The sequence below is a fragment of the Alteromonas sp. DYW1 genome, assembly GCF_059752595.1.
In genome coordinates, this window is the sequence record NZ_CM186038.1 from 2995798 (window position 1) to 3019772 (window position 23975).

Here is a 23975-nt window from a genome sequence, read left to right on the forward strand (position 1 = left end):
AAGAAAATCACATAAAATGCGACTATTTGTCGTTGTTTGCTTGGTTAATCGAGGATAACAGCTTAAAATCGCCAGAACTTGGCAAATTAAACGAATAGGTGAACGCGACCCCTTGTCATTCTCACCTATGAATAGAGCAAAAACCGTTTTGAAGTTTTCACGCTGTGCGTCGCTAACGCTGTCTGTGTTTTTAGTTAGCCCTACAATTTTCGCGCAAGAGCCGGTGACATTGTGTGCCGTGCCGCCGGTCTCATTTGATCCCCAACAACTTACCTCGGGTGGGGAAATTGTCGTGCGCGCGAATCAGGCCGAAATCATAGAAGATAAAACCGCATTATTTCAGGGAAATGTAGACATCTACAGTGAACGTGCGGTTATTAGCGCAGAAAGAGCCACAATTGAAGATAACGGCAAAAGTGTCTTTGCCGAGGGTAATGTCACCTACCAAAGCGAACAGCTCAAAGTTGAAAGCCAATCGGTTAATGTTGACTCGAACAGTCAACAGCTAAACCTTATCTCCACCCGCTACCAGTTAACGGGCTTTGTTGGACATGGTGCAGCCGACCAAATATCTGTCGATGCTAATCAAGGTATCTCTTTGCAAGAGGTATCTTTTACCACTTGCCCCATCGGTAGCGAAGACTGGCAGATTCGCGCCAGTGAGATCAGCCTCGAGAAAGGTTCGATTTTAGGGGAAGCAAAGAACACGCGTTTTTATGTTGCCGGCGTACCAGTGTTTTACTTACCGTATTTTGCTTTTCCTGTGTCAACGCAGCGTCAAACGGGACTTCTCTTTCCCAATATAACCAGTTCTAGCGCTACTGGGATTGACTATGAACAACCGTTTTATTGGAACATCGCGCCTAATTTCGATATGACAATATCCCCTCGCTTGATGACCGACCGTGGCTTACAGATCAAAAATGAATTTCGCTATTTATTGAAAAATGCCCTGGGTAGCATTCACTTGGAATACTTACCCAACGACGATGAGTTGTCTGGCAGCGATTCCGATCGGTATTTCTATCGCGTTTTTCACCAAGGACAATTTGCTAAAAATTGGCAGCTCAATATCGACTTCAACGGTTTAAGTGATGACAACTACATCGTAGACTTAGGTTCGGATTTTTATAACCGGGCCGACACTCACTTATACCGCACGATTGGTGTTTCCTATTACACCCAACAACTCGATTTCACCGCACAATTGCGTGATTTTGAAGTCATCGGAGACCACCAAGATACTTATCGAGCCTTGCCAGAGACTAAACTTGAGTACCGCACTTCCGTGCATGATAGGGTGGATTTGCGGATTAATTCTGAGTTGGCCTACTTTGACAATCCACTTGCGGAACAACCCAAAGCCCTACGTTTCCACATCGCTCCAACGTTAGCGATTCCTTACCAACGACAGTGGGGCGAGCTACTTGCCGAAGCCAGCATATTAAACACCTATTACAAACAAGAAGACGTAGAAGGCACTGAACTTGCGGAAGAGGTCACGCGTACGCTGGGACAAGTCAGGCTATATGGAAACGTGGTTTTTGAACGCAATCAAATGTGGAATGATGAAGCATCAACGTTAACGTTCGAACCACAATTTCAGTATTTGTATACCAGCTATGAAGATCAAGCGAACATCGGTTTGTACGATACAACATTACTACTTAATGACGTCGATGGTCTCTTTCGCGGGCAAGAATTTACTGGCTTGGATCGCATCAGTGACAATAATCAAATTACTCTCGGTGTGACTAGCCGTTTACTCGACGCCGCCAACCGCGAGCAATTGGTGGTAAGCCTAGGACAAATATTTTATCTCGATGAAAATCGTGTAGTCGCAGCCGCAAAAGAAGAAGACAGTTCAGCGATTGCGGCTGAGCTTGATTGGCGCATCAGCAACCGATGGTTGGTACACACTGACGTGCAAGTATCCAGCGCCTCTGACAAGGTTGAGCGCAGCAGCTTAGCGTTGGAATATCGTCGCGACAGTTCAAGTCTAGTGCAGTTAAGCCATCGCTACGTGCGCAATTTGTCGGGAGAACAGATCGATCAAATCGGCCTTTCCGCAAGCTGGCCAATCAGTGAGAAATGGCATTGGGTGGGTCGTTGGTATCGGGATCTGAACTTAAACCGGAGTATAGAATCATACTTCGGGTTACAATATGAGTCTTGCTGTTGGGCTGTGCGGTTCGTGGCGCAACGACATTTAAGTAATCGCTTCGATGGTGGTGGCGTACAAAGCACTAACGAATTCGACTCCGGTGTTGCCTTACAATTTGTCTTTAAAGGGATTGGTTCGTCACGTAACAATCGAGAAATGCTCGAAGAGGGTATGTTTGGGTACCGTCAACCCTACGTTTTAAATTAATTAGAAAATTAGAGTTAGTTAATATCTATGAAGAAACTATTAGTAGCACTTGCCTTGATTATTTCTGTCAGTCACGTCAATGCGCAAGAGACAAAACTAGACAGTGTCGCGGTCATTGTAGACCAAGGCGTAATCCTAGAAAGTGAAATTCAGGAACTGATCAGCAACGTTAAGCGCAATGCGATTGCCAACAATCAATCGCTGCCTTCAGATAGAGCCTTGCGCACACAAGCCATCGAGCGGCTAATTTTAACCAATTTGCAAATGCAGATGGCTGACCGTATGGGGATCCGGATCAGTGATCCGCAGCTTGACCAGACCATCCGCAATATTGCTCAAAGCGAAGGAATGACATTGGAACAATTACGCTCGCAAGTCGCGCTTGAGGGGATCAGTTATGAACAATATCGCGAATCAGTGCGGCAAGAACTGATCACTGGCGAGGTCACACGAGCCAATGTACGTCGTCGGATCTACATTACTCCACAAGAAATCAATACGTTGGTTGACCTCATTGATCAGCAAGGCGCGCAACAAGCAGAGTATCAACTAGGGCATATTTTAATTGGCTTTCCGCCTCAGGCCTCCGATGACGATATTGCAGCGGCTAAAGACCGCGCCGAGAAAGTAATCGAATTACTCGAGAGCGGTTCGGATTTTGCCAAGATTGCGATTGCCTCTTCATCTGGCTCAGAAGCTTTGGAAGGCGGCAACATGGGCTGGATGAACATCAACTCAATGCCGACACTTTTTGCTGAAGCGGTGCAGTCAAAGCGCAAAGATGCACTCGTCGGACCGATTCGCAGTGGCGCAGGGTTTCATATTCTCAAAGTTCTGGACACCCGCGGTATCGAAACGGTTGAAGTAGAAGAGGTCAATGCGCGACATATTTTGATTACGCCTTCAATTATCCTCAGTGAAGAAAAGGCCGAAGAGATGCTGAAAACCTTCAAGCAGCAAATTATCGATGGCGAAAAGACCTTTGAAGAATTAGCGAAAGAGCATTCCGAAGATCCTGGCTCTGCCCTGCGTGGTGGTGAACTGGGCTTTACCGACCCGAACATTTATGTACCCGTTTTCCGTGATACCTTAGCTACGCTGCAACCGGGCGAATTTAGTGAGCCTGTGCGCTCACAACATGGGTGGCATTTGATTCAATTAATCGATCGTCGTATGGACGATGCCACCGAGCGACGCAAAGAAGATAAAGCCTATCAGTTAATTTTTAATCGGAAGTTTGCAGAAGAAACGGATAGTTGGCTGCGTGAAATGCGTGACGCGGCGTACATTGAAATTGTTGGCGGTGGGAACGCATAGTCATGACATTGCGCATCGCGATCACGCCAGGCGAACCCGCGGGTATCGGCCCCGACTTAGTCGCCAAAATAGCCCAGCAGCAATGGGACGCTCAGCTGGTTGTTTTTGCTGACAAACACATGCTAGCCCAGCGCGCTGAGTTGTTAGGTCTGCCGTTGCAGTTAACGGATTTCGAATTGGACGAAACCCGCGTGCAAACAGCGGGTGAGCTTTACGTTAAGCACATCCCATGCGATAAACCTGTACAAGTCGGTGAGCTAGATAGTGATAATGGCCATTATGTGGTCGAGACGTTACGCGCAGCCTGTGAAGCTAATATGCATGGTGAATTTGACGCAGTTGTTACCGGCCCGGTACATAAAGGGATTATTAATCAAGCCGGAGTGTCGTTTAGTGGCCATACTGAGTATTTTGCCGCTCAATCCAATACCACCGATGTGGTTATGATGTTAGCGACCGAAGGCCTGCGCGTTGCTCTAGCAACAACTCATATCCCTTTGGCGTATGTTTCGCGCGCAATTACTACCGAACGATTACATAAAGTGATCCATATCATCAATACTGATTTACGTCTCAAACTGGGTATTGAATCACCTAAAATTTATGTCTGTGGCCTTAACCCTCATGCCGGCGAGAATGGACACTTAGGTAAAGAAGAAATCACGACGATTACTCCTGCACTGGAGCAGTTACGCGCAGAAGGCCTGAATGTGATCGGCCCTCTACCTGCAGACACGATTTTCCAACCAAAATACCTAGAAGATGCCGATATAGTGTTGGCGATGTATCATGATCAAGGGCTTCCGGTGCTTAAATATAAAGGCTTTGGCGCCTCTGTTAACGTCACATTAGGCTTGCCCTTTATTCGCACCTCGGTTGATCATGGCACCGCTTGTGACCTCGCGGGTTCGGGTAATGTGGATGCAGGAAGTATGCACTTAGCCTTGGCAACAGCGATTGAAATGGCGAGTAAACAGCAATGAGTAAGAAACATCTTGGCCATACTGCCCGCAAGCGCTTTGGACAAAACTTTCTGCACGATGAGTACATCATTGATAAAATTGTCAGTGCGATTAACCCGCAGAACGACCAGGTTATGGTTGAGATTGGCCCGGGCTTGGGCGCATTAACGGAGCCAGTATGTGAAATTATCGATCATCTAACCGTGGTTGAGCTGGATCGAGACCTGGCAAAGCGGTTACGTCATCATCCCTTTATTCAATCGAAGTTAACCGTCATCGAACAAGATGCGCTAACCTTTGATTTTGGTTCTTTATGCCACGATGGTAAGCGGATCCGGGTGTTTGGTAATCTGCCCTACAATATTTCCACCCCACTAATGTTTCATTTGTTTAGCTTTACCGGGTGCATTGCAGATATGCACTTTATGCTCCAACAAGAGGTCGTTAATCGTCTCGCGGCTGGCCCGAACCATAAAAACTATGGTCGTTTATCGGTAATGGCACAATATTATTGCCAAGTTATGCCGGTGTTACCCGTTCCACCCACTGCATTCAAGCCACCGCCTAAGGTCGATTCTGCTATCGTGCGTTTGATCCCCTATACAACTCCCCCGGTCAAGGTTGATAATATCGCGCGCCTGAATCAAGTGTGTGCCATGGCGTTTAACCAACGGCGCAAAACCATTCGTAATAGCTTGAAAGAGTTAATTGCAGAGGAACATTGGTCTGCTCTCAATATTTCGCCGGACCTACGCGCCGAGAATCTGGCATTGACCGACTATGCAGAGTTAGCTAATTTTGTCGAAAAGCATTCAGACAAGGAGCTGCATGACAGCGAATAACGCCATTCAAGTCAAAGTCAGAACCCGTTATCTCGCAGAGCACGCAAAAGCTGAAGAAGGTAAATATGCCTTTGCCTATCAGGTTGAAATTAGTAACCTTGGTACCCAAGCATCGCAGCTACTAACACGTTATTGGCTGATTACCGATGGCAATGGTAAAACGGCAGAAGTGCGCGGGGATGGCGTGGTTGGCAAGCAACCCACTATTCAGCCGGGCGAATCATTTGTGTACACTAGCGGGGCCGTGATCGATACACCGGTTGGTAGTATGCAAGGCTATTATGAAATGCGCAGCGCCGATGGAGAGCAGTTCAAAGCCCCCATCGACGTGTTTGGTTTGCGCGTGCCACATTTAGTGAATTAAGCGATGGCGAATTACGTCATCGGCGACATTCAGGGCTGTTATAACGGGCTAAAACGCTTACTTAAAGTGATACAGTTCGACCCCACAAAAGATGTCTTATGGTCGGTGGGAGATCTAGTTGCCCGGGGCGAAGATTCTTTGTCTACCCTGCAATTGCTGTTCGATCTCAAGCACAGCTTTAGAACGGTTTTAGGCAATCATGATCTACACCTGTTGGCCATTTGTTATGGGCTGCGCAAAGCTAAACCCCAAGACAACCTAGACCCCTTACTACGCTCGCCGCAATTGCCAGATTTCGTTAACTGGTTGCGCCATCAACCATTAGCGCTAAGGATCGAGAAAAAGACACTCTTAGTGCACGCTGGGCTATATCCACAATGGTCGTTGAAGCAAAGTGTCGCGCTCAGTGACGAGATCGCACAAAAATTACAAAGTAAAAAATGTGCAGCGTTTTTACAAACCATGTATGGCAATACGCCGAATAAATGGAGCACTGATTTAACCGGTGATAATCGCTTACGATTTATTGTCAATGCCATGACACGCATGCGGTTTCTCGATAAGCAGCAGCGTTTGAACTTTTCTATCAAGGACTCGCCGGCGAGCGGTCCCGCAAAATATCGACCGTGGTTTCAATTCCGTAATCCGGAATTGAAACCAAAGCACCGGGTGATCTTTGGTCACTGGGCAGCATTAAATGGCTTGCATGATCACGCACAATTTATCGGCCTCGACACTGGCTATGTATGGGGTGGCAAGCTAACCGCCTTGAGGCTCGAGGATAGTACTTATTTTTCTGTTAAAAATCAGACTTAAGGGAATTTGCTGCGGGTCGATAACTCAATATTGACGCTTTTTTCACTTTTTACTGAGAGAAAAGCAGACAGAGGCTAAAGATTGAACTAAATTTTTAACCTCAGGGGGTGTAATTTCCTGCGGATTTTGTCACACTCGATAACATCGGTAGTTGCGCAACACCCACGTTGTAATACAAGCACAGGCTCAGGAGTTCCTATGAGAATCACAGTCGCAAGAAGGATCTATGGTGGTTTTGCTATCATCATCCTCTTACTCTTAGTGATCAGTTATTCATCGCTCAGTAACCTCAGTGACATTCAAGATGAAACTGAACAGGTGAACAAAGTCGCCATTCCAGCTGTTGCTGGCAGTAACGGGCTCAAAGCGGCCTTTCTGAATATGGGGCGATTAACTTTTGAGGCTTATTACGAACCCACTCTAGAGGGTTTAGCAAATAAGAAAGACAGCTTTAATCAAAGTAAGAGTAACTTCAATTCAGAACTCAAAGGATTGGAGAACGTTGTTGCTGCCGACCAAGACTTGCGCGTGGCACTAGGCAATGTTGTGACCACCTTTCAAGAATATGAAGGTAACGTTGATGGCATGTATAACAACCATCAACGCGAGTTAGAGTTGCGCAATGAGGTTCAAGATAAAATCGGTGATCTTGAAGATAATGCAGATGATGCGTCGTCATACATCCTCGATTTCAGTGATATGGACTCCGTACAAAGTAACGCAAACTTACGTAGAGCGGCGGCCATTGGTAGCGAGATTGAAGGCGACCTACTCTCGCTTGTTACTGTGACAATTGAATATGCGAAGACGCAAACTATTCAGCGCTCACAAACCATCGGTAACGAAGTCGAATTAATTGTGGGTCAAATAGCCCAGAAGCTATCAGATATGCAACAAGCCGAAGGTGGCAGAGACAGTTCGGGCACAATGGCTGAAATTGCCGATTTGATCAGTAGTGCCACGTCAGCCATATCCGCCAACGATGGTGTTTTGGCTCTGCATGTTGAGCGGCTCGAACGCGCACAAGCAGCTAAAGCCGCACTGCAGGCATCAGAAGAAAACATTGCTCAAGCGATTACTGAATTGAATAGCTTGCTAGCGTTAGCGGATAAAAAAGTAAAAGTCACTGAAGAAAGCGTGAATAGTTCGGTAAGCGGTGCAACGACAAGCATCATTATTATTGTGATCATTTCACTCATAATTGCCGGTGGTATTTCTTACTACACAGTCACCGCGATTACCAAGCCTCTAGATAAGGTCAATCGGATATTGAATGTGCTTGCGTCTGGTGATTTAACCCAGAAGATCCAAGAGAAGAGCAAAGACGAATTTGGCGACCTTGCACGCAATTGTAATAACCTTATTGACAGTCTTACTACACTGGTCTCGGGTATCCGCTCGCGCGCCGAACAGTTAGCCGCAGCTTCAGAAGAGACATCAGCCGTCACCACGCAAACCACGGCTTCGATTCAGGATCAAAAGTCACAAATCGCGCAAGTCGCAACTGCCACAACGGAAATGCACAGCACTTCACAACTGGTGACGCAAAGTGCAGAAGATACGCTAGCGCAAATCAAGCATGCTGACAAAGAAGCTGAGAAGGTCAGAGCGATTTCACTCGAAAACAAGAGCACTATCGAAGTATTGGCCAAGGATGTCGAGCAGGCAGCAGATGTAATTAACAAGCTGCATCAAGACAGTGCCAGCATTGGTGGCATTCTTGACGTTATTCGTGGCGTTGCCGACCAAACTAACCTATTAGCGTTGAATGCGGCAATTGAGGCTGCGCGCGCAGGTGAACAAGGCCGAGGTTTCGCGGTAGTTGCCGATGAAGTCAGAACCTTGGCTAGCCGCACGCAGGAAAGTACCCAAGAGATCAATAATATGATCGAAGTGTTGCAAGCGGGTGCTGAAAAAGCCGTAGCGGTAATGACGCAAGGCAAAGAACAAACCACAATCTGCGTTGAACAAACCGAGAAGGCAACAGCAGCATTGGATCTGATTTCGGATGCAGTGCATAAAGCTCATGACGTGAGTTCTCAAATTGAACAATCAGCCCGTGAGCAAAATGTGGTATCACAAGAGATCAGTGAACGCCTTGAAAGCATCGTAGGTATCGCAGAAGAAACGACAGTCGGTGCACAGCAAACATCGCAGAGCAGTCAAGAAGTCGCGAAGCTTGCTGAAGAGCTACAGCAGTCAATTAAGCAATTTAAAGTGTCTTAATTGAGTACATTTAGGAAAACGCGGCGATTTGCCGCGTTTTTTTTAAGTTATACGCAAGTATAATTTGCTGCGTTGCTGACCTACCCAGTTAAGTCTATAGTTAATTCATTATCAGAATAGTGTTAACTCAAGTTATGAAGCGCATATCCGTTATTTTTGCTACTCTTTGCTTTACTTCTTTTGGTTTGCAGGCTGAAGCAGAACAATCATGCCCACCGTCGCTAGCAGGGATTGCCGTGCATTCGGCAGCGAAGATGTGTCAACAATTTAGCGCTGACGATAAACAGCCTCACCAATCAATGAGTTACCATATTCCACTCTCTACTGATGCCGTCATTGCGTTTTACCAAAGCCAGCACCATGAATTAACTGTACATTCTGTGTTTAACGGCAGAACCTTGCTTACGATGCAGGAAAATCGGGTACGAGTCGCTATTTCGGCAGACAATGCCGGAGCTCAGGTCGATATTTTGATTTTATAAAAAGTTCTCTAGCCCTTCAGTCTATGAGGGGCCACCGCCGCTATTATATTCTTCTTTGTAACCCACAATGATCTTGGCATTCAGCTTGCACTATCTATGCTACGTGGCAGATAAACTCTGCCAACGTCAAATTTTTGACTTCGTATCATTGTGTAGAGAGGATGTTCATGGAACTCGCGATTGTATTGTTGATGCTATTAGTATTTGTCGGGATCGGCGCCGTGAAGTTAAGTGCGCAATCTACCGCCACGCAATTAAGTTTCCCGTTTAGTAGACGAACTCAGCTGTTTACGCCCGTCGAACGCAATTTCTTGGAGCTACTAGAAAAGGCGATGGGCCATGAGTTCCGCATTATATGTCGTGTTCGCTTGGCTGACCTTATCAGTATTAAACAAGGCTCAAATGCAAAAAACAGCAAGTCTGCTTTAAGTAAAGCTGTTGGCAAGCAATTAGACTTCGTTTTGTGCAGTAAATCGACAATGGATCCTGTCTTAGCGATCGATTTGGTCTATCAACAAGGTAAAGAAGGCTACAAGATCCAAAAAGACTGGTTCGTCAGCGGTGCACTCGAAGCTGCCAAGGTGCCGCACATGCGGATTAAGGTAAAATCCGGCTACACTGTCTCTGAAGTGCGCGAAAGCATCGAATTGAAGCTTATTCCATACCGCAAGGCACTGGCTAAAGAACCGCTAGTCAATGGCGGAGGGAAACGACCTGACGGCAGTAAGCGTCCTACTCGACCATTACGCTCCAGTCGCCCAATTACCGCTTAATTCTTGTCGCAGAGGTGTTAGTTTGCGCGCTTTTCGATTACACTGCGCGCATTTAAACACGACCGATTGTGAAACATGAAAATTGCCATACTTGGCGCAATGGATCAGGAAGTTGCGCTGTTAAAAAGTTCCCTCGAAAACGTTCAAGTAGAAGAATACGCCCACCTGCAGTTTTATTCTGGGAAGCTGCATGATGTTGATGTAGTTGTTGCCAAGTGTGGCATCGGTAAGGTTGCCGCTTCCGTAGCGACGACTATTTTGATTGATCAATACGCACCCGACTTTGTGGTCAATACCGGCTCTGCCGGTGGCTTTGATCCCACCTTAGATATTGGTGATTTAGTCATTGCCAGTGGTGTTCAGCATCACGATGTCGATGTCACACATTTTGGTTACGCTCGCGGCCAAGTTTTTGGTATGCCAGACATTTATCCCTGCGATATTCGACTAATCGAAGCGGCCGAACAAGCCGCCGAAGAAGTTGTGCACATTGCCAGTAAGCGAGGCCTTATTTGTACGGGTGATTCATTCATAGGCTGTGACGAGGCCGTTGAGCGATTACGCTCATTGTTTCCCGACATGTGCGCAGTAGAAATGGAAGGCGCCGCGATCGGCCAAACCTGTTTTATGTTTGATACCCCCTTTCTAGTCATTCGCTCATTATCTGACATTGCCGGGAAAAGCTCTTCTGTTTCGTTCAAATCCTACATTGACAAAGCGGCTAAACACTCAGCCGAACTGGTCATGGGAATGATAAAGCGTCTAAAAGACATCGATATAGGCGGCTAATGGATTGGCAACTGCTGTGGGCATCCCCGCTACTTCAGCCAGCATGGTTGATCGGGTTGGTGATGCTCATAGAGTCTCTTTGGCGCTGGCCAGACAAAATCCATCCACTGGCCTTTTTTCGCTACATTGCGATACGCCTGGCAAGCAAAGTCAACCGGGCTGAGCAGCGCTCCAAGCAGCAAAATCGTATCGCTGGCATACTTGCCCCGGTACTGCTAATAGCGCCAGTTTCGATTTGTTTATGGCTGTTTTTAGAACTTGTGTACTTTCGCTGGTTTTTTGAAGGGTTAGTCTTACTGATTGCGATCCACTTTAATCCGCAATTCACCCGCTATAAACGCATCGTTGGTTTTGCGCAAAAAGAACAAAAGCTATTGGGTCGCGATTATTTACAACACTTTGTGTTACGTGAAGTTTCTCAGCTCTCGCCGCTGGGGATTGGCAAGGCGGCAATGGAAGGTATTATCTTACGTTTTTATTATCAAATCGCTATTCCCTTGTTTTGGTATTTGCTGCTAGGGCCGATAGCTGCGCTCACTGCCCGCCTAATTTACGAATGTAGTCAAGTTTGGTCGACGAAACAACCCCGTTTTAAGCAGTTTGGGTTACCCGTCGCCCTATGCTTTAAATGGCTTGGGTTTATCCCACTCATAGTTAGCGGCTTTATACTTAGCTTGTTTTATCGTCCATGGCTGACGCTACCGGAGTGGCTTCGCAGCCTTTCATCACATAGCCGCGATGCGATTTTACGGATAACCGCAAAAGCCATTGGTGCAGAGCTTGGAGGCCCAGCCATATACGCGGGGAAAAAATTGCGTTTCCCGCGTTGGAACCAGCAATTCCCAACGCGTGTGGGTCACCTGTTCATCATGCAACAGTATATTCAAGGCGCAAAGGCTATACTTGTGGTGAGTTATTTGTTGCTCGCAGTGTTCAGTTACGGAATTTTTCGTCTTGCGTAGCCGAATTGTATACATAGCACTAATGAGCTTGGTATTGCTGCTCTGTGGACCGGTGATTGCGCAGTCCTCACAAGCTAAAGCGCAACGCATAGTGACGCTATCACCGCACTTGGCAGAGTGGGTTTACTTACTGGGCGCCGAACAATACTTAGTGGGTGTGAGTGCGTTTAGTGATTATCCGGCCGCGGCTGGTGAGCGGCCTATAGTCGCTGACGCCAACGGTATTAATTACACTCGGCTACTTAGTTTGCAACCGACGCTGGTGTTGGCTTGGCAAGGTGGTAATAAACCTCAAGATATCAGTCGTATTCGCGCCAGTGGGATAGATGTATTTACTTCGGCCCCAAAAACCTTGGATGATATTGCAAGTGAGCTAAAAGCACTCGGTCGAGTCCTGCAACGTGACGCTTTGGCCGAATCGATTAGCCAGCAGTTTTTGCAAGACTTGAGATTGCTAAGGCAGCGCTACCAGGCCAAACCCGCGGTTTCTGCGTTTTATTACCTATGGCATAAACCGCTAATGACCATTGGCCCAAATGCATGGCCCAATCAGTTTCTTGCGATATGCAATATCCACAATATCTTTATCGATTCTCCTGTGGATTACCCTGAAGTCAGGTTTGCTGAAGTTATGCGTCGTAAACCAGATATTCTGATTACAACCGTAGCTGGCGCAAGCGAGTCCCATGCAGCATTTTGGCAAACACACACGGCGATCATAAGTGCGCCGATTATTTCTGTCGATGCAAACAAAGTTCATCGCTTTACTCCTCGCATCATTGAGGAACTTTCACGCCTTTGCGAATGGGCTCACGCTAACGATTTATCACTGTAATGTGACACAACGAAGTCGCTTGGTTTTTGAACTTATGCGGATATACTACGTACATAAAAGCATCCAAATCAAGTAAGTAGAAGTGTATGAATCAAGACAACCACGTAATGGCAACGGGCGATTATAAAGTCGCAGACATCTCACTGGCCGATTGGGGGCGGAAAGAACTAACTATCGCCGAGAGTGAAATGCCCGCATTGATGAAAATCCGTGCAAAGTACATGCAGGAACAACCTCTCAAAGGTGCAAAAATCCTTGGCTGCATTCATATGACGATCCAGACCGGAGTGCTGATCGAAACCTTGGTGGCGCTTGGTGCCGAAGTGCGTTGGTCGTCATGTAACATCTTTTCTACTCAAGACCATGCAGCCGCTGCTATCGTTGCAGCCGGAGTGCCGGTATTTGCCTGGAAGGGGGAAACGGAAGAAGAGTATGACTGGTGTCTTGAGCAAACTATCTTAAAGGACGGTAAGCCCTGGGACGCCAATATGATCCTCGATGATGGCGGTGACCTAACCCAAATGCTGCACGAAAAATACCCGCAGGTTTTGGATAATGTGCACGGTATTACTGAAGAAACAACCACTGGCGTGCATCGCCTAATTGAGATGTTAAAACGTGGCACGCTGAAGGTACCCGCAATCAATGTAAATGACTCGGTCACAAAATCTAAAAATGACAATAAATACGGTTGCCGCCACAGCCTTAGCGATGCCATCAAACGCGCAACTGACCACTTACTCATGGGTAAAAAGGCCTTGGTCATTGGTTATGGCGATGTTGGCAAAGGCTCTGCACTATCACTGCGTCAAGAGGGTATGATTGTGCGCGTAAGCGAGATCGATCCAATCTGTGCTATGCAAGCCTGTATGGACGGTTTCGAAGTCGTCTCACCTTATTTACAGGGTAAGAATGTCGGCGATGGTTCTAATCTCAACACTGTCTTGCTTGAAAATACCGACCTGGTCGTCACGACCACAGGTAATGTTAATGTCTGTGATCGATATATGCTCGCGGGGCTAAAAAATGGTGCCGTGGTATGTAACATCGGTCACTTTGACAATGAAATAGATACTGCTTACACCCGACAACATTGGCGCTGGGAAGAGATTAAGCCACAAGTACATAAGATTTATCGCTCCGACGATGCTGCCGATCACCTATTATTGTTATCGGAAGGTCGATTAGTGAATTTAGGGAATGCTACAGGCCACCCATCACGTATCATGGACGGTAGTTTTGCCAATCAGGTGCTAGCGCAAATTCACTTATTCCAACAAGGTTTTGCTTCGCTCGATCCTGAGCAACAACGCGAATTACTCAGCGCGACTGTACTACCAAAACACTTAGATGAAGAAGTTGCGCGCTATATGGTAGAGGGCTTTGGGGGTGTCATTACCGAATTAACCCAACAGCAAGCGGATTACATACAAGTGAATGTAGACGGACCGTTCAAAGGCGATGATTATCGCTATTAAGGAGTGACTATGAAGAAATGGTTGTTTACGCTCATAAGTGTATTGAGCTTTTCGCTGGCAGCAGCTGACGTTAAAACAATTTCGTCAGACGAATTGCTCGCTACCGATACTAGCGATTGGTTGATTTTGGATGTGCGCAGTGACGAAGAGTTTGCTGAAGGACACGTACCTAATGCGGTAAATATTGCGCACACCGAAGTCGCTGAGCAGCTAAGCAAAATTACTGACTTCAAAGACAAGCCCGTAGTGGTTTATTGTCGTTCGGGTCGGCGTGCTGGTTTGGCTGCTGAAATTTTAACTGAAGCAGGCTTCAGTGACGTGCGTCACCTGGAAGGTGATATTATGGGCTGGAAGGAAGCCGGGCATAGGTTAGAGCAATAATGCTAGAGCGCCGGTGGCAAGACAAATACGGCAGTTATAGCCTGATTGCTCGGGATAATTTTATTGAATCGGTTATCATAGGAGCCATCGGTGAAAACATCACTGCGCGCTTTAAAAAAGACATTATTGATTTGGCTAAATCATACGCTGGTCGGCCGTTTGGTTATTACGCCGACCTGAGTGGCTCCGAAGGCTATACAGAGGTGGCTGAACAACACATTATTACGGCCTACAAGGCCTGCTTGGAATTTGGCTGTGTAATAGATGCGATGACAATTAAGTCCCCACTGGTTAAAGCCCAAATGGAACGCGTCAGCGATATCGTTGGCATTGATCTCCCGCTTGCTGTGCGCACCTTTGAGTCAAGAGACGATGGGATTGCGTTTGTTGAAAAGCTCGTCCAGAAAACCAAAGACAGGCTGGCCAAGTGACCATTACACTTGCAACACCTGCGATGTTGTTCCCGGCAATCTCATTGCTGTTATTGGCCTATACCAATCGCTTCCTGACCCTTGCCACCGTGATCCGCAACTTTACCGATGATGATACCAGCGTGAACAAACAAATCATCAATTTGCGTAAACGAATTCAATTGATCAAGGCTATGCAAGAAGCCGGCGCGGTGAGTTTTTTTATTTGTGTTTTGTCGATGTTAGCCATTTACCTTGACTATCAGGTGGTAGGCAGCTGGTTATTTGCATTTAGTTTGGTTTGCCTACTGTATTCACTGTTGTTGTCGGTGCGTGAGATCCGCATCTCTGTTGAGGCGCTGGATGTGCACCTCAACAGTTTGCGAGAAAAATAACCCTAACGCGTCAGTGTTATCCGAGCAAATTTGCGCTTTCCGACTTGATAGACAGCACAATTCTCTTCGCTCAGAATTAACTTAGCATCACTCACACGTTCGCCATCAATTTTCACCGCGCCTTGTTTTATCATTCGCATCGCTTCTGATGTAGAGGCTACCAATTCAGCCTCTTTGAGTAAGTTACCAATAGCTAACCCGTCGCTATCTAAGGTCACAGTTAATTCTGGCATTTCATCTGGAATTGCATTTTTGCTGAAACGTTGAATAAAGTCTTGATGCGCTGCCTCAGCGGCTTCATCGGAATGAAAGCGAGCGATTAACTCTTTCGCTAACTCAATTTTAGCATCCCGAGGGTTTGCACCTTGTGCGATAGCGGCTTTCAGCGCTGCGATAGTTTCCAGTGGTTTAAAGCTCAGCAGATCGTAGTAACGCCACATCAAATCATCAGAGATTGACATGACCTTACCGAACATTTCATTCGGTGCGTCAGTAATCCCAATGTAGTTATTCAATGACTTGGACATCTTTTGCACACCATCAAGGCCTTCCAACAATGGCATCATTAACACTGTTTGCTGTGCTTGCCCCTGCTCTTTCTGCAATTCTCGTCCCATTAATAAATTGAAACGTTGATCAGTCCCTCCAAGCTCTACATCACTTTCCAGCGCAACAGAATCCCAACCTTGCACTAGTGGATACAAAAACTCATGGATCGCGATGGGCTGACCATTGCTGTAGCGCTTTTTAAAATCATCCCGCTCCAACATCCGTGCCACAGTCTGGCTTGCTGCAAGTTTGATCATTCCTGCGGCACCTAACTGATCCATCCATTCAGAATTAAATCTTACTTCGGTTTTATCGGGATCGAGTATTTTAAAAACTTGCTGTTTATACGTTTCAGCGTTAGCGAGTACTTGCTCACGCGTTAATGGTTTACGGGTTACATTTTTGCCCGTCGGATCGCCTATTAGACCGGTAAAGTCGCCGATCAAAAAGATAACCTGATGGCCTAATTGCTGGAAAGTGCGCATCTTATTGATTAGCACAGTGTGCCCTAAGTGCAGATCAGGCGCCGTCGGATCGAATCCCGCCTTTATCTTAAGCGGTTTCCCAGACTTTAATTTTTCAATCAGCTCGGCCTCTACCAAAATATCATCTGCACCGCGCTTTATTTCTTCTAGCGCAGCCTGCCAATCAGCCATGTACTACTCACTTTTGAATTTAGTCTAACAAAGCCGCATAGTTTACTTTCAGTGGACTGGCATTGAAAGTGTGGGGTATGAAAAAGTGCACGAATGTGAGTGTTTTCATGCGTTATTTACCTGCAATTAACCTTGAACAACTGGCGATTTTAATTTAATCGGTATATTCTGACCGTGATTTAGTTTTATTCCGGTGTGTATGTCGTTTCGAGCAGCAATAATAAGGTCATTTCGATCATTACCTAGCACGCATAAAGTTGCGGTTAGTGGTTTGGCAGCGCTTTGTGTGTTGCTTTTATTGATCCCCTCCGAACCCGTCGTCGCATCTAAGCACACTGAAGCTCATGTGCTAGAGGCCGGTAAACGCTACCCATTGGATTTTCCTGAACTCAATTCCACACTCCCACCATCGGGCGAGTTTGAGGCCAGCGATTGGGTCAATTATCGCGTTCGCTCTGGTGACACGCTAGCCAAGATATTTAAACGTGCAGGATTAACACCGCGCGACACCTATGATGTAACCCAAATCGGTGATCTGGCTAAACAACTGGTTGCCCTCAAGCCTGGCGAAGAAATTAGCATCAAGCGCGATAGTTATGGCCGCTTAGAGGGCGTAGAGTATGTTTTCTCGCCAACCGAAAAGCTAATTATCATTGCCCAATACACGAACAGCGACGATAAAGAACGCTCGCTTAAAGCTGATATTGAAGAAAAGTCGGTCGATATCCGACATAACTTCGCCCAAGGCGAGATCAACTCGAACTTCTGGAACGCCGGCATCGACGCTGGTTTAACCGACAATCAGATTATGCAGCTTGCTGGGATCTTTGGTTGGGATATCGATTTCGCCTCAGAAATTCGTGCTGGAGATACCTTTAATATCGTCTTTGAAGAAAAATATATTGACGGTGAATTTGTCGGGCATGGTGATATTGTGGCGGCTGAATTCGTAAACCAAAATGAAGAATTCAACGCTATCCGCTATACCGATGGCAATTACTATACGGCTGAAGGCCGCAGTATGCGCAAGAGCTTCTTGCGCGCGCCGGTGCACTTTACTCGCGTCAGTTCAAACTTTAATCCGCGTCGCTTTCACCCCGTACAAAAACGTTGGAAGGCACATCGTGGTACAGACTACGTTGCACCTGTTGGTACACCCATTATGTCTGCCGGTGATGGTAAGGTTATTCGCTCAGGTTATGACAAGTACAACGGTCACCATGTTTTCATTCAGCACGGTGAAAAATACACCACCAAATATTTGCACTTTAAAAAGCGCGCGGTAAAAGTTGGCGAAACGGTGAAACAAGGGCAAGTGATTGGATATTTAGGCAGTTCGGGTATGGTCACAGGTGCCCACCTGCATTATGAGTTTCTTGTCGACGGCGTGCATCGCAATCCGCGCACGGTTGAATTACCCAAGGCTGACCCAATCAATCCTACAGAGCGCGCTGAGTTTGAGCAGTTGGCCGCGCTGCGGCTTGAGCAATTAAGTCACAATAAACGTATTATGTTAGCCATGAACTAAGATTCACGATGCCTGAGTCTCTGCAACGTTATATTGGATTGATGTCAGGCACTAGCATGGATGGCATAGATGCGGTGATTGTGGATTTCTCCGCACCGACACTAACAGTCATTGCCCATACTCATCTACCCTACCCTAGACAGCTACTCGACTTATTACAGCGGCTGGCGACTCCCGGTGACAATGAAATCGACCACTTAGGCGCAGTGGAAAATGGGGTCGCACAACTCAGCATTGCGGCCGTAAAAAAATGTTTAAATAAAGCCAAGCTTGAGGCGCAAGATATCGTTGCCATTGGTGCGCATGGGCAGACCATTCGACATCGGCCGGTGGGTATTGAGCCGCTTACAGAGAGTCGATTTACGTTACAAGTTGGTGATCCCAATGTTATCGCTGTACAAACCGGTATTCCGGTTATTGCTGATTTTCGCCGCAAGGATATGGCATTGGGTGGTCAGGGAGCCCCCCTTGCGCCAGCATTTCATCAAGCGTGCTTTAGTAGCCCCACTCGCACTGAAGCCATTTTAAACTTAGGCGGTATCGCGAATATAACCGTGCTCCCCAAACAAGACCATCCGAAACCTGTGATTGGTTTTGATACTGGCCCTGCAAATACGCTGATGGACGCGTGGATCAAGCAACAAAACGATCAACAGTATGACCATAACGGTGAGTGGGCCCAATCAGGTAAAGTAAACCAAGAATTGTTATCACAAATGCTGCTGGACCCCTACTTTGCTAAAGATGCACCGAAAAGTACGGGTAAAGAGTATTTTTCACTGCAATGGCTAGATAAGCATATCGCCGGAACCTCCTTGCGAGCAGAAGATGTTCAAGCGACCTTATGTGCATTGACTGTAGTTAGTATTAAACAGGCATTACAGCCCTATTTGCCCATTGACGAGCTAATCATTTGTGGCGGAGGCGCGTTCAATCGATTTTTACTGGAACAGCTATCAATCCATTTACCACACACCACAGTGCTGACTTCTCAATCTCGCGGGGTTCATCCAATGCACGTGGAGGCACTGGCGTTTGCGTGGTTAGCCAAACAGTTTTATGCTCGGCTGCCCGGCAATTTGCCCGCAGTCACAGGGGCAAGTCGAAGCGCTGTATTAGGCGCGCTATATCCCCCAGAATAAAGGACGAATATGACAAGTAAACAAACCTTGGATGTTATCGATATTAAACTATTGGCCGAATTATATGCTGATCCTGCAATCAACAATAAATCTCTCGCTGAAGCGGTTGGACTAGCACCTTCATCATGTCACGAACGCGTGAAGCGTTTGAATGCACAACAGATTATTCGTGGTAGCCAATTGGTTGTTGATATTGAAGCACTCGGCGGGCATATCCAAGCGATGGTTGCAGTTAGACTATCATCACACGACCGTAGCACCATTGCCGGTTTTCAGCACGACTTATTGCGTACAACAGAAGTAGTCAGCATCTATCACACCGGTGGAGAAAATGACTTTCTGTTGCATGTTTGCGTTCCAAATGCGTTGCACTTACGTGATTTCGTGTTTGATAAAGTGACTGCACGAAAAGAAGTCAACCACGTCGAGACCGCTCTGGTCTATAACGTCCAATTGAGTCAAAAACTCCCTTGCTATCTATAAGTAGTGAACTTTACGGCTGAAGGATGAGTCGAAATCAGCAGATGTTGTCAGTCTCATGCACCGTTTTGCTTGAGGTGGTAAGCTTCACTTAGCAGCACAAGTTCATTAAGATGTCTGCGGTATCAAAAAGTCATAAGGTTTAACATTCCATGAGGTTATCAATGCGTTATTTTCGGCTCTTCCTATTATGTTTTTTCCTGTTGGGATTATCAGCGTGCTCATTGTCACCCCGGGTCAATACCGACTTTGACACCACGGCGAGTTTCACTCATCTTAAATCTTTTGCCTTTGCCCCTGAGCACACCTCTACAGAAACCGTTACAACATTGCTGAATAAGCGAGTTAAGGACAGCCTTACAAAGACCTTGACAGCCAATGGACACCCCTTAGTTGAAACTGCGCAAGCCGATTTCTTGGTCGCATTTCACACGAGTTATGAAAAGCGTATTGATGTTGATACATACTATACAACGTGGGGAATTCGCCCTTTCTGGTGGTATGGTCCGTACGATCGCGCCCACGTGCCAACAACTCGCGTACGCGAATACACCGTCGGCACATTGGTTGTCGACATCATTGATAATCGGGCTAAAACTGTGGTGTGGAGTAGCTCTGCCGCCAATACAGTATCTAAGTATGCCACGCCAGAAGAGCGTGAAGCGCGGATCAATGAAGTGGTTAGTGCGATGCTGGCTGACTTCCCTCCCCGTTAAAAACCTTATGACTAAAATCACTTAAGCCGTTTTTTACAGTGCATATCAAGCGCTAACAGCCAGACGCAACTGCGTTTGGATAAGGTGCGACTGTCATACCGGTGTCTTTCGTGTTCTATCAATGAAAACCTGATTATAACCACATTATAATCAGGTTTATTTTTATCTCTTCTCCTCGTAGTTTTATCGCGTTGGACTGATCTTCCCCCCCCTATTTGCGCTATAAAGGGCAGTTAAAAAACTTGACGGAGACTTTTATGAAATACGGGTTACGTGCAGTTGTTGCATGGTTATTTTTTTCCAGCTTATCTGCTTATGCATCCATTACGCTAAATTTTACTGACACACCGACGCAGGGTAGTGACAGTATCGCTTTGGTCATGCAAAGCGAGCAATTACATAGCGAGCTTGCTAAACAGATTAATGCGCAGTCAAATGGCGAATTTATGCGTCAAGTTGAACAAATCACCTTTAAACCTGACCAAGCCCAAAGTTTCACTTTATACGGTATTGGCACATACAAGCAGGTTTTCGTGCATGTGATTAATCGTAATGACATCCAGACTGCACCAGAGTGGCAAACGCTGGGTGGTCAGAGCGTCGCTTGGCTGAGTAAAGTTGCCGGCAGCGAGCCTCTCACCGTGGTTCTCGATTTGCCTGCGGCTGATGCCACAGCATTAGCCCACTTTGCATTAGGTGCAACGCTCCGTGGTTATCATTTTGATCGCTACAAAAAAGCCGACAATAAACCGACCTCATTAAATTTGAGCTTAGCGCATACACTTGCTCCAGATGCGACACAATTATTTGAACAAGACTTTGCACACGTTGCGAAGGGCATTTACTTAGCGCGTGATATGGCCAGTGAGCCGGGTAAAACCATTTATCCTGAGAGCTTTGTTCAACGCGTCAAAAAGTTGTTTAAAGGCATCGACAACGTTGATATCGATGTATTAGATGTTAAGGACATGCAAAAGCATAATATGGGCGCGCTGCTGGGTGTCGGCAAAGGCTCCATCAACGATCCGCGTTTGTTGGTTATTGAATATAAGGGCGGAGCCAAGGATAGTGCGCCAATTGCGCTAGTCGGTAAAGGTATTACCTTCGATACTGGCGGCATTAGTCTCAAACCCAACAATGGCATGTGGGCAATGAAGTCAGATCTGTCCGGTGCTGCAGCAGTTGCGGGCACCATGCTGGCAGTTGCTAGTCGCGGTGAAGCCGTTAATCTTGTTGGCTTGATGCCGCTTGCCGAGAATATGCCGTCGCAAGATGCCATCCGCCCAGGCGATGTACTTGAAACGATGCATGGCACAAGTATAGAGATAATTTCTACCGATGCAGAAGGCCGCCTAATTCTGGCTGATGCCGTCACCTATGCTCAGCGCGAGTTTAACCCGAAGATGTTAGTTAATATTGCAACCCTAACTGGCTCTGCAGCACGCGCGCTAAGTGATGAATACGCCGCCGTGATCACCCGCGACTTTGCGTTATCCACTGAGATGATGGCGGTTGGTGAGGCTGCCGGTGAGGCGGTCTGGCCATTGCCTTTACATCCCAATCATTTCGAGCAAATCGAGTCAGATATTGCCGATATTAAAAACTCGGGAGCCGGTAATCCTGGAGCTAGCATTGGTGCAGCTGTAGTCGGCACGTTTATTGACGAAAACCTACCTTGGGTGCATCTAGATATTGCGGGTGTCGACTATCTGTCCAGTGACACTGATTTAGCCCCCAAAGGTGCGGCTGGATGGGGCGTACGCTTTATGGATCAACTGGTTCGTCAGCACGCTGCAACCGCACAATAGTTCACTCCTTTGCCAGGCCCCGCTAATGCACACGCGGGGCTTTTTTTTCTATCTTATACTTTTCTGGTTGTTGGGATAGGCAGGAAGTACCCAATATATCTGGTATTGACCTAATCAGGAGATTCACCGTGAGTTCTACTTCTTTATTTGACCCGCTAGAGTTTGCTTCAGCCGTATTGAAAAATCGTTTTGTCCTTGCACCGCTAACACGCGGGCGGGCAGGCAGTGAACGAATACCTAATGCCCTTATGGCCGAATACTATCAACAACGTTCCAGTGCTGGATTATTAATCACCGAAGCAACAACAATTTCGCCTGAAGGGAATGGCTGGGTAAATTCACCTGGTATTTACACCGCTGAAATGACCGCAGCATGGCGTCAGGTGACTGATGCGGTGCATCAGCAAGGCAGTCGTATTATTTTACAGCTTTGGCATTGTGGGCGTGCATCACACAGTGATTTCCACAACGGCGAACTGCCCTTGTCAGCCTCAGCGGTAAAGTTAGCCGGTGATCATATTCATACACCGCAGGGCAAGAAAGACTATGAAGTCCCCAAAGCTATGACTAAAGAAGATATTGCAAGGACCCTTGAAGATTATCGCCGTGCAGCTGAAAATGCTAAACAAGCGGGCTTTGATGGGGTGGAAATTCATGCCGCAAATGGCTATCTAATAAATCAGTTTTTAGATGGCCGTAGCAATCAACGTGATGACGAGTACGGCGGCAGTATTGAGAACCGCTACCGTTTTCTTGGCGAGGTTGTCGACGCTGTACTGAGCGTATGGCCAGCCTCTCATGTCGGCGTTAGACTATCTCCCAATGGTGTGTTCAACGACATGGGGTGTGATGATTACCGCGAGTTGTTTACCTACGTTACCCAACAGTTAAACCAGCGTTCACTTGGCTACCTGCACGTTATGGATGGCCTTGCATTTGGCTTCCATGAACGCGGCGAACCCATGCAACTGAGCGAGTTTAGAGCATTGTTTGATGGTCTATTAATGGGCAATTGTGGTTATGACCAAGCGGCTGCGGAAACAGCGATTGCGCAAGGACAGGCTGACTTAATTGCCTTTGGCCGGCCGTACATTAGTAACCCTGACCTGCCTCAACGCATGCAAAATGGATGGCCACTGGCCCCTGCCGATGACATGACCTATTGGTATACTGATGGTGCAAAGGGTTACACGGACTACCCGAAATACAGCCCAGAAGCCTAACTCAACACCAGGCGTGACAGCTTCTCAAGGCAATCAATCCAGCCTTGTTGATGCTGGTCACGCTCGGCGTCGTTGGCAAAGCCACTGTGGGTCAAAGTCAGTTCACAGGTATCCTCTGCGCTCGCGACAAACACCACATCTACTTCAGTCATAATGGTTTCTTCGGCATTATCCGCCCATGCCCATGAGTAACGTAAATGGGCATCTTCTTCAATCTGCAGATACTCACCCACTAATTGAAATTGCTGCCCCGAAGGTTCCTGCATGGTGAGACTGTACTTGCCACCTTCGACAAAGCTCGACATCACTTGCACCACAACCGAAGCGCCAGGCGCAAACCATTGGACAAGTTGTTCGGGTTGAGAAAATGCGGCAAACACCCGCGCAACCGGCGCATGCAAACTAATGCTTAGGGATAACTGACTCATACCTGATCCTTACTGCAAAAATGGTAACCAATAGGTTATCGG

24 protein-coding genes are annotated in these 23975 nt (G+C 46.9%); 22 read left to right on the top strand and 2 right to left on the bottom strand.

The annotated features are described in order from the left end of the window. Window positions 1–127 precede the first annotated feature (127 nt). From AC121Z_RS13475 to AC121Z_RS13550, 16 genes are all read left to right on the top strand, one after another. Window positions 128–2371, top strand: coding sequence for an LPS-assembly protein LptD (locus AC121Z_RS13475; protein WP_498124533.1), 2244 nt, complete (start codon window positions 128–130; stop codon window positions 2369–2371). A gap of 27 nt (window positions 2372–2398) precedes the next feature. Then, complete coding sequence (gene surA, locus AC121Z_RS13480; RefSeq protein WP_498124534.1) at window positions 2399–3688, top strand: peptidylprolyl isomerase SurA; 1290 nt, start codon at window positions 2399–2401, stop codon at window positions 3686–3688. Between the two features lie 2 nt (window positions 3689–3690). Continuing rightward, window positions 3691–4671: a 4-hydroxythreonine-4-phosphate dehydrogenase PdxA gene (pdxA, locus tag AC121Z_RS13485; RefSeq protein WP_498124535.1), complete on the top strand. Its 981-nt coding sequence runs from the start codon at window positions 3691–3693 to the stop codon at window positions 4669–4671. Beyond that, window positions 4668–5492: a 16S rRNA (adenine(1518)-N(6)/adenine(1519)-N(6))-dimethyltransferase RsmA gene (gene rsmA, locus AC121Z_RS13490; RefSeq protein ID WP_498124536.1), complete on the top strand. Its 825-nt coding sequence runs from the start codon at window positions 4668–4670 to the stop codon at window positions 5490–5492. The genes pdxA and rsmA overlap by 4 nt, the downstream gene beginning before the upstream one ends. Next, window positions 5479–5856 (top strand): Co2+/Mg2+ efflux facilitator ApaG/CorD, encoded by a 378-nt coding sequence (gene apaG, locus AC121Z_RS13495; protein ID WP_498124537.1) that lies wholly within the window; start codon window positions 5479–5481, stop codon window positions 5854–5856. Before rsmA ends, apaG begins: the two co-directional genes overlap by 14 nt. 3 nt (window positions 5857–5859) lie before the next feature. Beyond that, window positions 5860–6672, top strand: a complete 813-nt coding sequence (locus AC121Z_RS13500) for a symmetrical bis(5'-nucleosyl)-tetraphosphatase (protein WP_498124538.1) — start codon at window positions 5860–5862, stop codon at window positions 6670–6672. Between the two features lie 198 nt (window positions 6673–6870). Then, window positions 6871–8898, top strand: a complete 2028-nt coding sequence (locus AC121Z_RS13505; protein WP_498124539.1) for a methyl-accepting chemotaxis protein — start codon at window positions 6871–6873, stop codon at window positions 8896–8898. Window positions 8899–9032: 134 nt separating this feature from the next. Beyond that, window positions 9033–9380: a hypothetical protein gene (locus AC121Z_RS13510; protein ID WP_498124540.1), complete on the top strand. Its 348-nt coding sequence runs from the start codon at window positions 9033–9035 to the stop codon at window positions 9378–9380. Window positions 9381–9547: 167 nt separating this feature from the next. Then, a complete protein-coding gene (locus AC121Z_RS13515) occupies window positions 9548–10153 on the top strand; it encodes a DUF2726 domain-containing protein (protein WP_498124541.1) in 606 nt (201 codons plus the stop codon). A 75-nt stretch (window positions 10154–10228) separates the two neighbouring features. After that, window positions 10229–10942, top strand: a complete 714-nt coding sequence (locus AC121Z_RS13520; RefSeq protein WP_498124542.1) for a 5'-methylthioadenosine/adenosylhomocysteine nucleosidase — start codon at window positions 10229–10231, stop codon at window positions 10940–10942. Continuing rightward, entirely contained in the window at window positions 10942–11904 is a 963-nt protein-coding gene (locus tag AC121Z_RS13525; protein WP_498124543.1) for a cobalamin biosynthesis protein CobD/CbiB, read from the top strand. Before AC121Z_RS13520 ends, AC121Z_RS13525 begins: the two co-directional genes overlap by 1 nt. Next, entirely contained in the window at window positions 11897–12739 is an 843-nt protein-coding gene (locus AC121Z_RS13530; protein WP_498124544.1) for a cobalamin-binding protein, read from the top strand. Before AC121Z_RS13525 ends, AC121Z_RS13530 begins: the two co-directional genes overlap by 8 nt. 86 nt (window positions 12740–12825) lie before the next feature. Beyond that, the gene (ahcY, locus tag AC121Z_RS13535; RefSeq protein ID WP_498124545.1) at window positions 12826–14217 is read left to right on the top strand and encodes an adenosylhomocysteinase; all 1392 of its coding nucleotides are present in this window, start codon (window positions 12826–12828) and stop codon (window positions 14215–14217) included. A 9-nt stretch (window positions 14218–14226) separates the two neighbouring features. After that, window positions 14227–14598 carry a rhodanese-like domain-containing protein gene (locus AC121Z_RS13540; protein ID WP_498124546.1) on the top strand — a complete coding sequence of 124 codons (372 nt, stop codon included), beginning with the start codon at window positions 14227–14229 and terminating at the stop codon, window positions 14596–14598. After that, complete coding sequence (locus tag AC121Z_RS13545) at window positions 14598–15029, top strand: hypothetical protein (protein WP_498124547.1); 432 nt, start codon at window positions 14598–14600, stop codon at window positions 15027–15029. Before AC121Z_RS13540 ends, AC121Z_RS13545 begins: the two co-directional genes overlap by 1 nt. Further along, window positions 15026–15403: a DUF2721 domain-containing protein gene (locus tag AC121Z_RS13550; RefSeq protein WP_498124548.1), complete on the top strand. Its 378-nt coding sequence runs from the start codon at window positions 15026–15028 to the stop codon at window positions 15401–15403. The genes AC121Z_RS13545 and AC121Z_RS13550 overlap by 4 nt, the downstream gene beginning before the upstream one ends. A 2-nt stretch (window positions 15404–15405) precedes the next feature. Here the strand turns inward: AC121Z_RS13550 and tyrS are convergent, their stop codons facing one another. Continuing rightward, a complete protein-coding gene (gene tyrS / locus AC121Z_RS13555; protein ID WP_498124549.1) occupies window positions 15406–16608 on the bottom strand; it encodes a tyrosine--tRNA ligase in 1203 nt (400 codons plus the stop codon). 199 nt (window positions 16609–16807) lie between these two features. Here tyrS and AC121Z_RS13560 point away from each other — a divergent pair, with 199 nt between their 5' ends. From AC121Z_RS13560 to AC121Z_RS13585, 6 genes are all read left to right on the top strand, one after another. Continuing rightward, a complete protein-coding gene (locus AC121Z_RS13560) occupies window positions 16808–18136 on the top strand; it encodes a peptidoglycan DD-metalloendopeptidase family protein (protein ID WP_498124550.1) in 1329 nt (442 codons plus the stop codon). Between the two features lie 8 nt (window positions 18137–18144). Beyond that, window positions 18145–19278 carry an anhydro-N-acetylmuramic acid kinase gene (locus tag AC121Z_RS13565; RefSeq protein WP_498124551.1) on the top strand — a complete coding sequence of 378 codons (1134 nt, stop codon included), beginning with the start codon at window positions 18145–18147 and terminating at the stop codon, window positions 19276–19278. A gap of 9 nt (window positions 19279–19287) precedes the next feature. Further along, window positions 19288–19761, top strand: coding sequence for an Lrp/AsnC family transcriptional regulator (locus AC121Z_RS13570; protein WP_498124552.1), 474 nt, complete (start codon window positions 19288–19290; stop codon window positions 19759–19761). Window positions 19762–19922: 161 nt separating this feature from the next. Beyond that, entirely contained in the window at window positions 19923–20474 is a 552-nt protein-coding gene (locus AC121Z_RS13575; RefSeq protein ID WP_498124553.1) for a DUF4136 domain-containing protein, read from the top strand. A 257-nt stretch (window positions 20475–20731) separates the two neighbouring features. After that, on the top strand, window positions 20732–22282 hold the full coding sequence (locus tag AC121Z_RS13580; RefSeq protein ID WP_498124554.1) for a leucyl aminopeptidase family protein: 1551 nt from the start codon (window positions 20732–20734) through the stop codon (window positions 22280–22282). Window positions 22283–22410: 128 nt separating this feature from the next. Continuing rightward, on the top strand, window positions 22411–23505 hold the full coding sequence (locus tag AC121Z_RS13585; protein ID WP_498124555.1) for an alkene reductase: 1095 nt from the start codon (window positions 22411–22413) through the stop codon (window positions 23503–23505). Here AC121Z_RS13585 and AC121Z_RS13590 read toward each other — a convergent pair. Then, window positions 23502–23933, bottom strand: coding sequence for an SRPBCC family protein (locus AC121Z_RS13590; RefSeq protein ID WP_498124556.1), 432 nt, complete (start codon window positions 23931–23933; stop codon window positions 23502–23504). The two genes, AC121Z_RS13585 and AC121Z_RS13590, sit on opposite strands and share 4 nt — an antisense overlap. Window positions 23934–23975 lie beyond the last annotated feature (42 nt).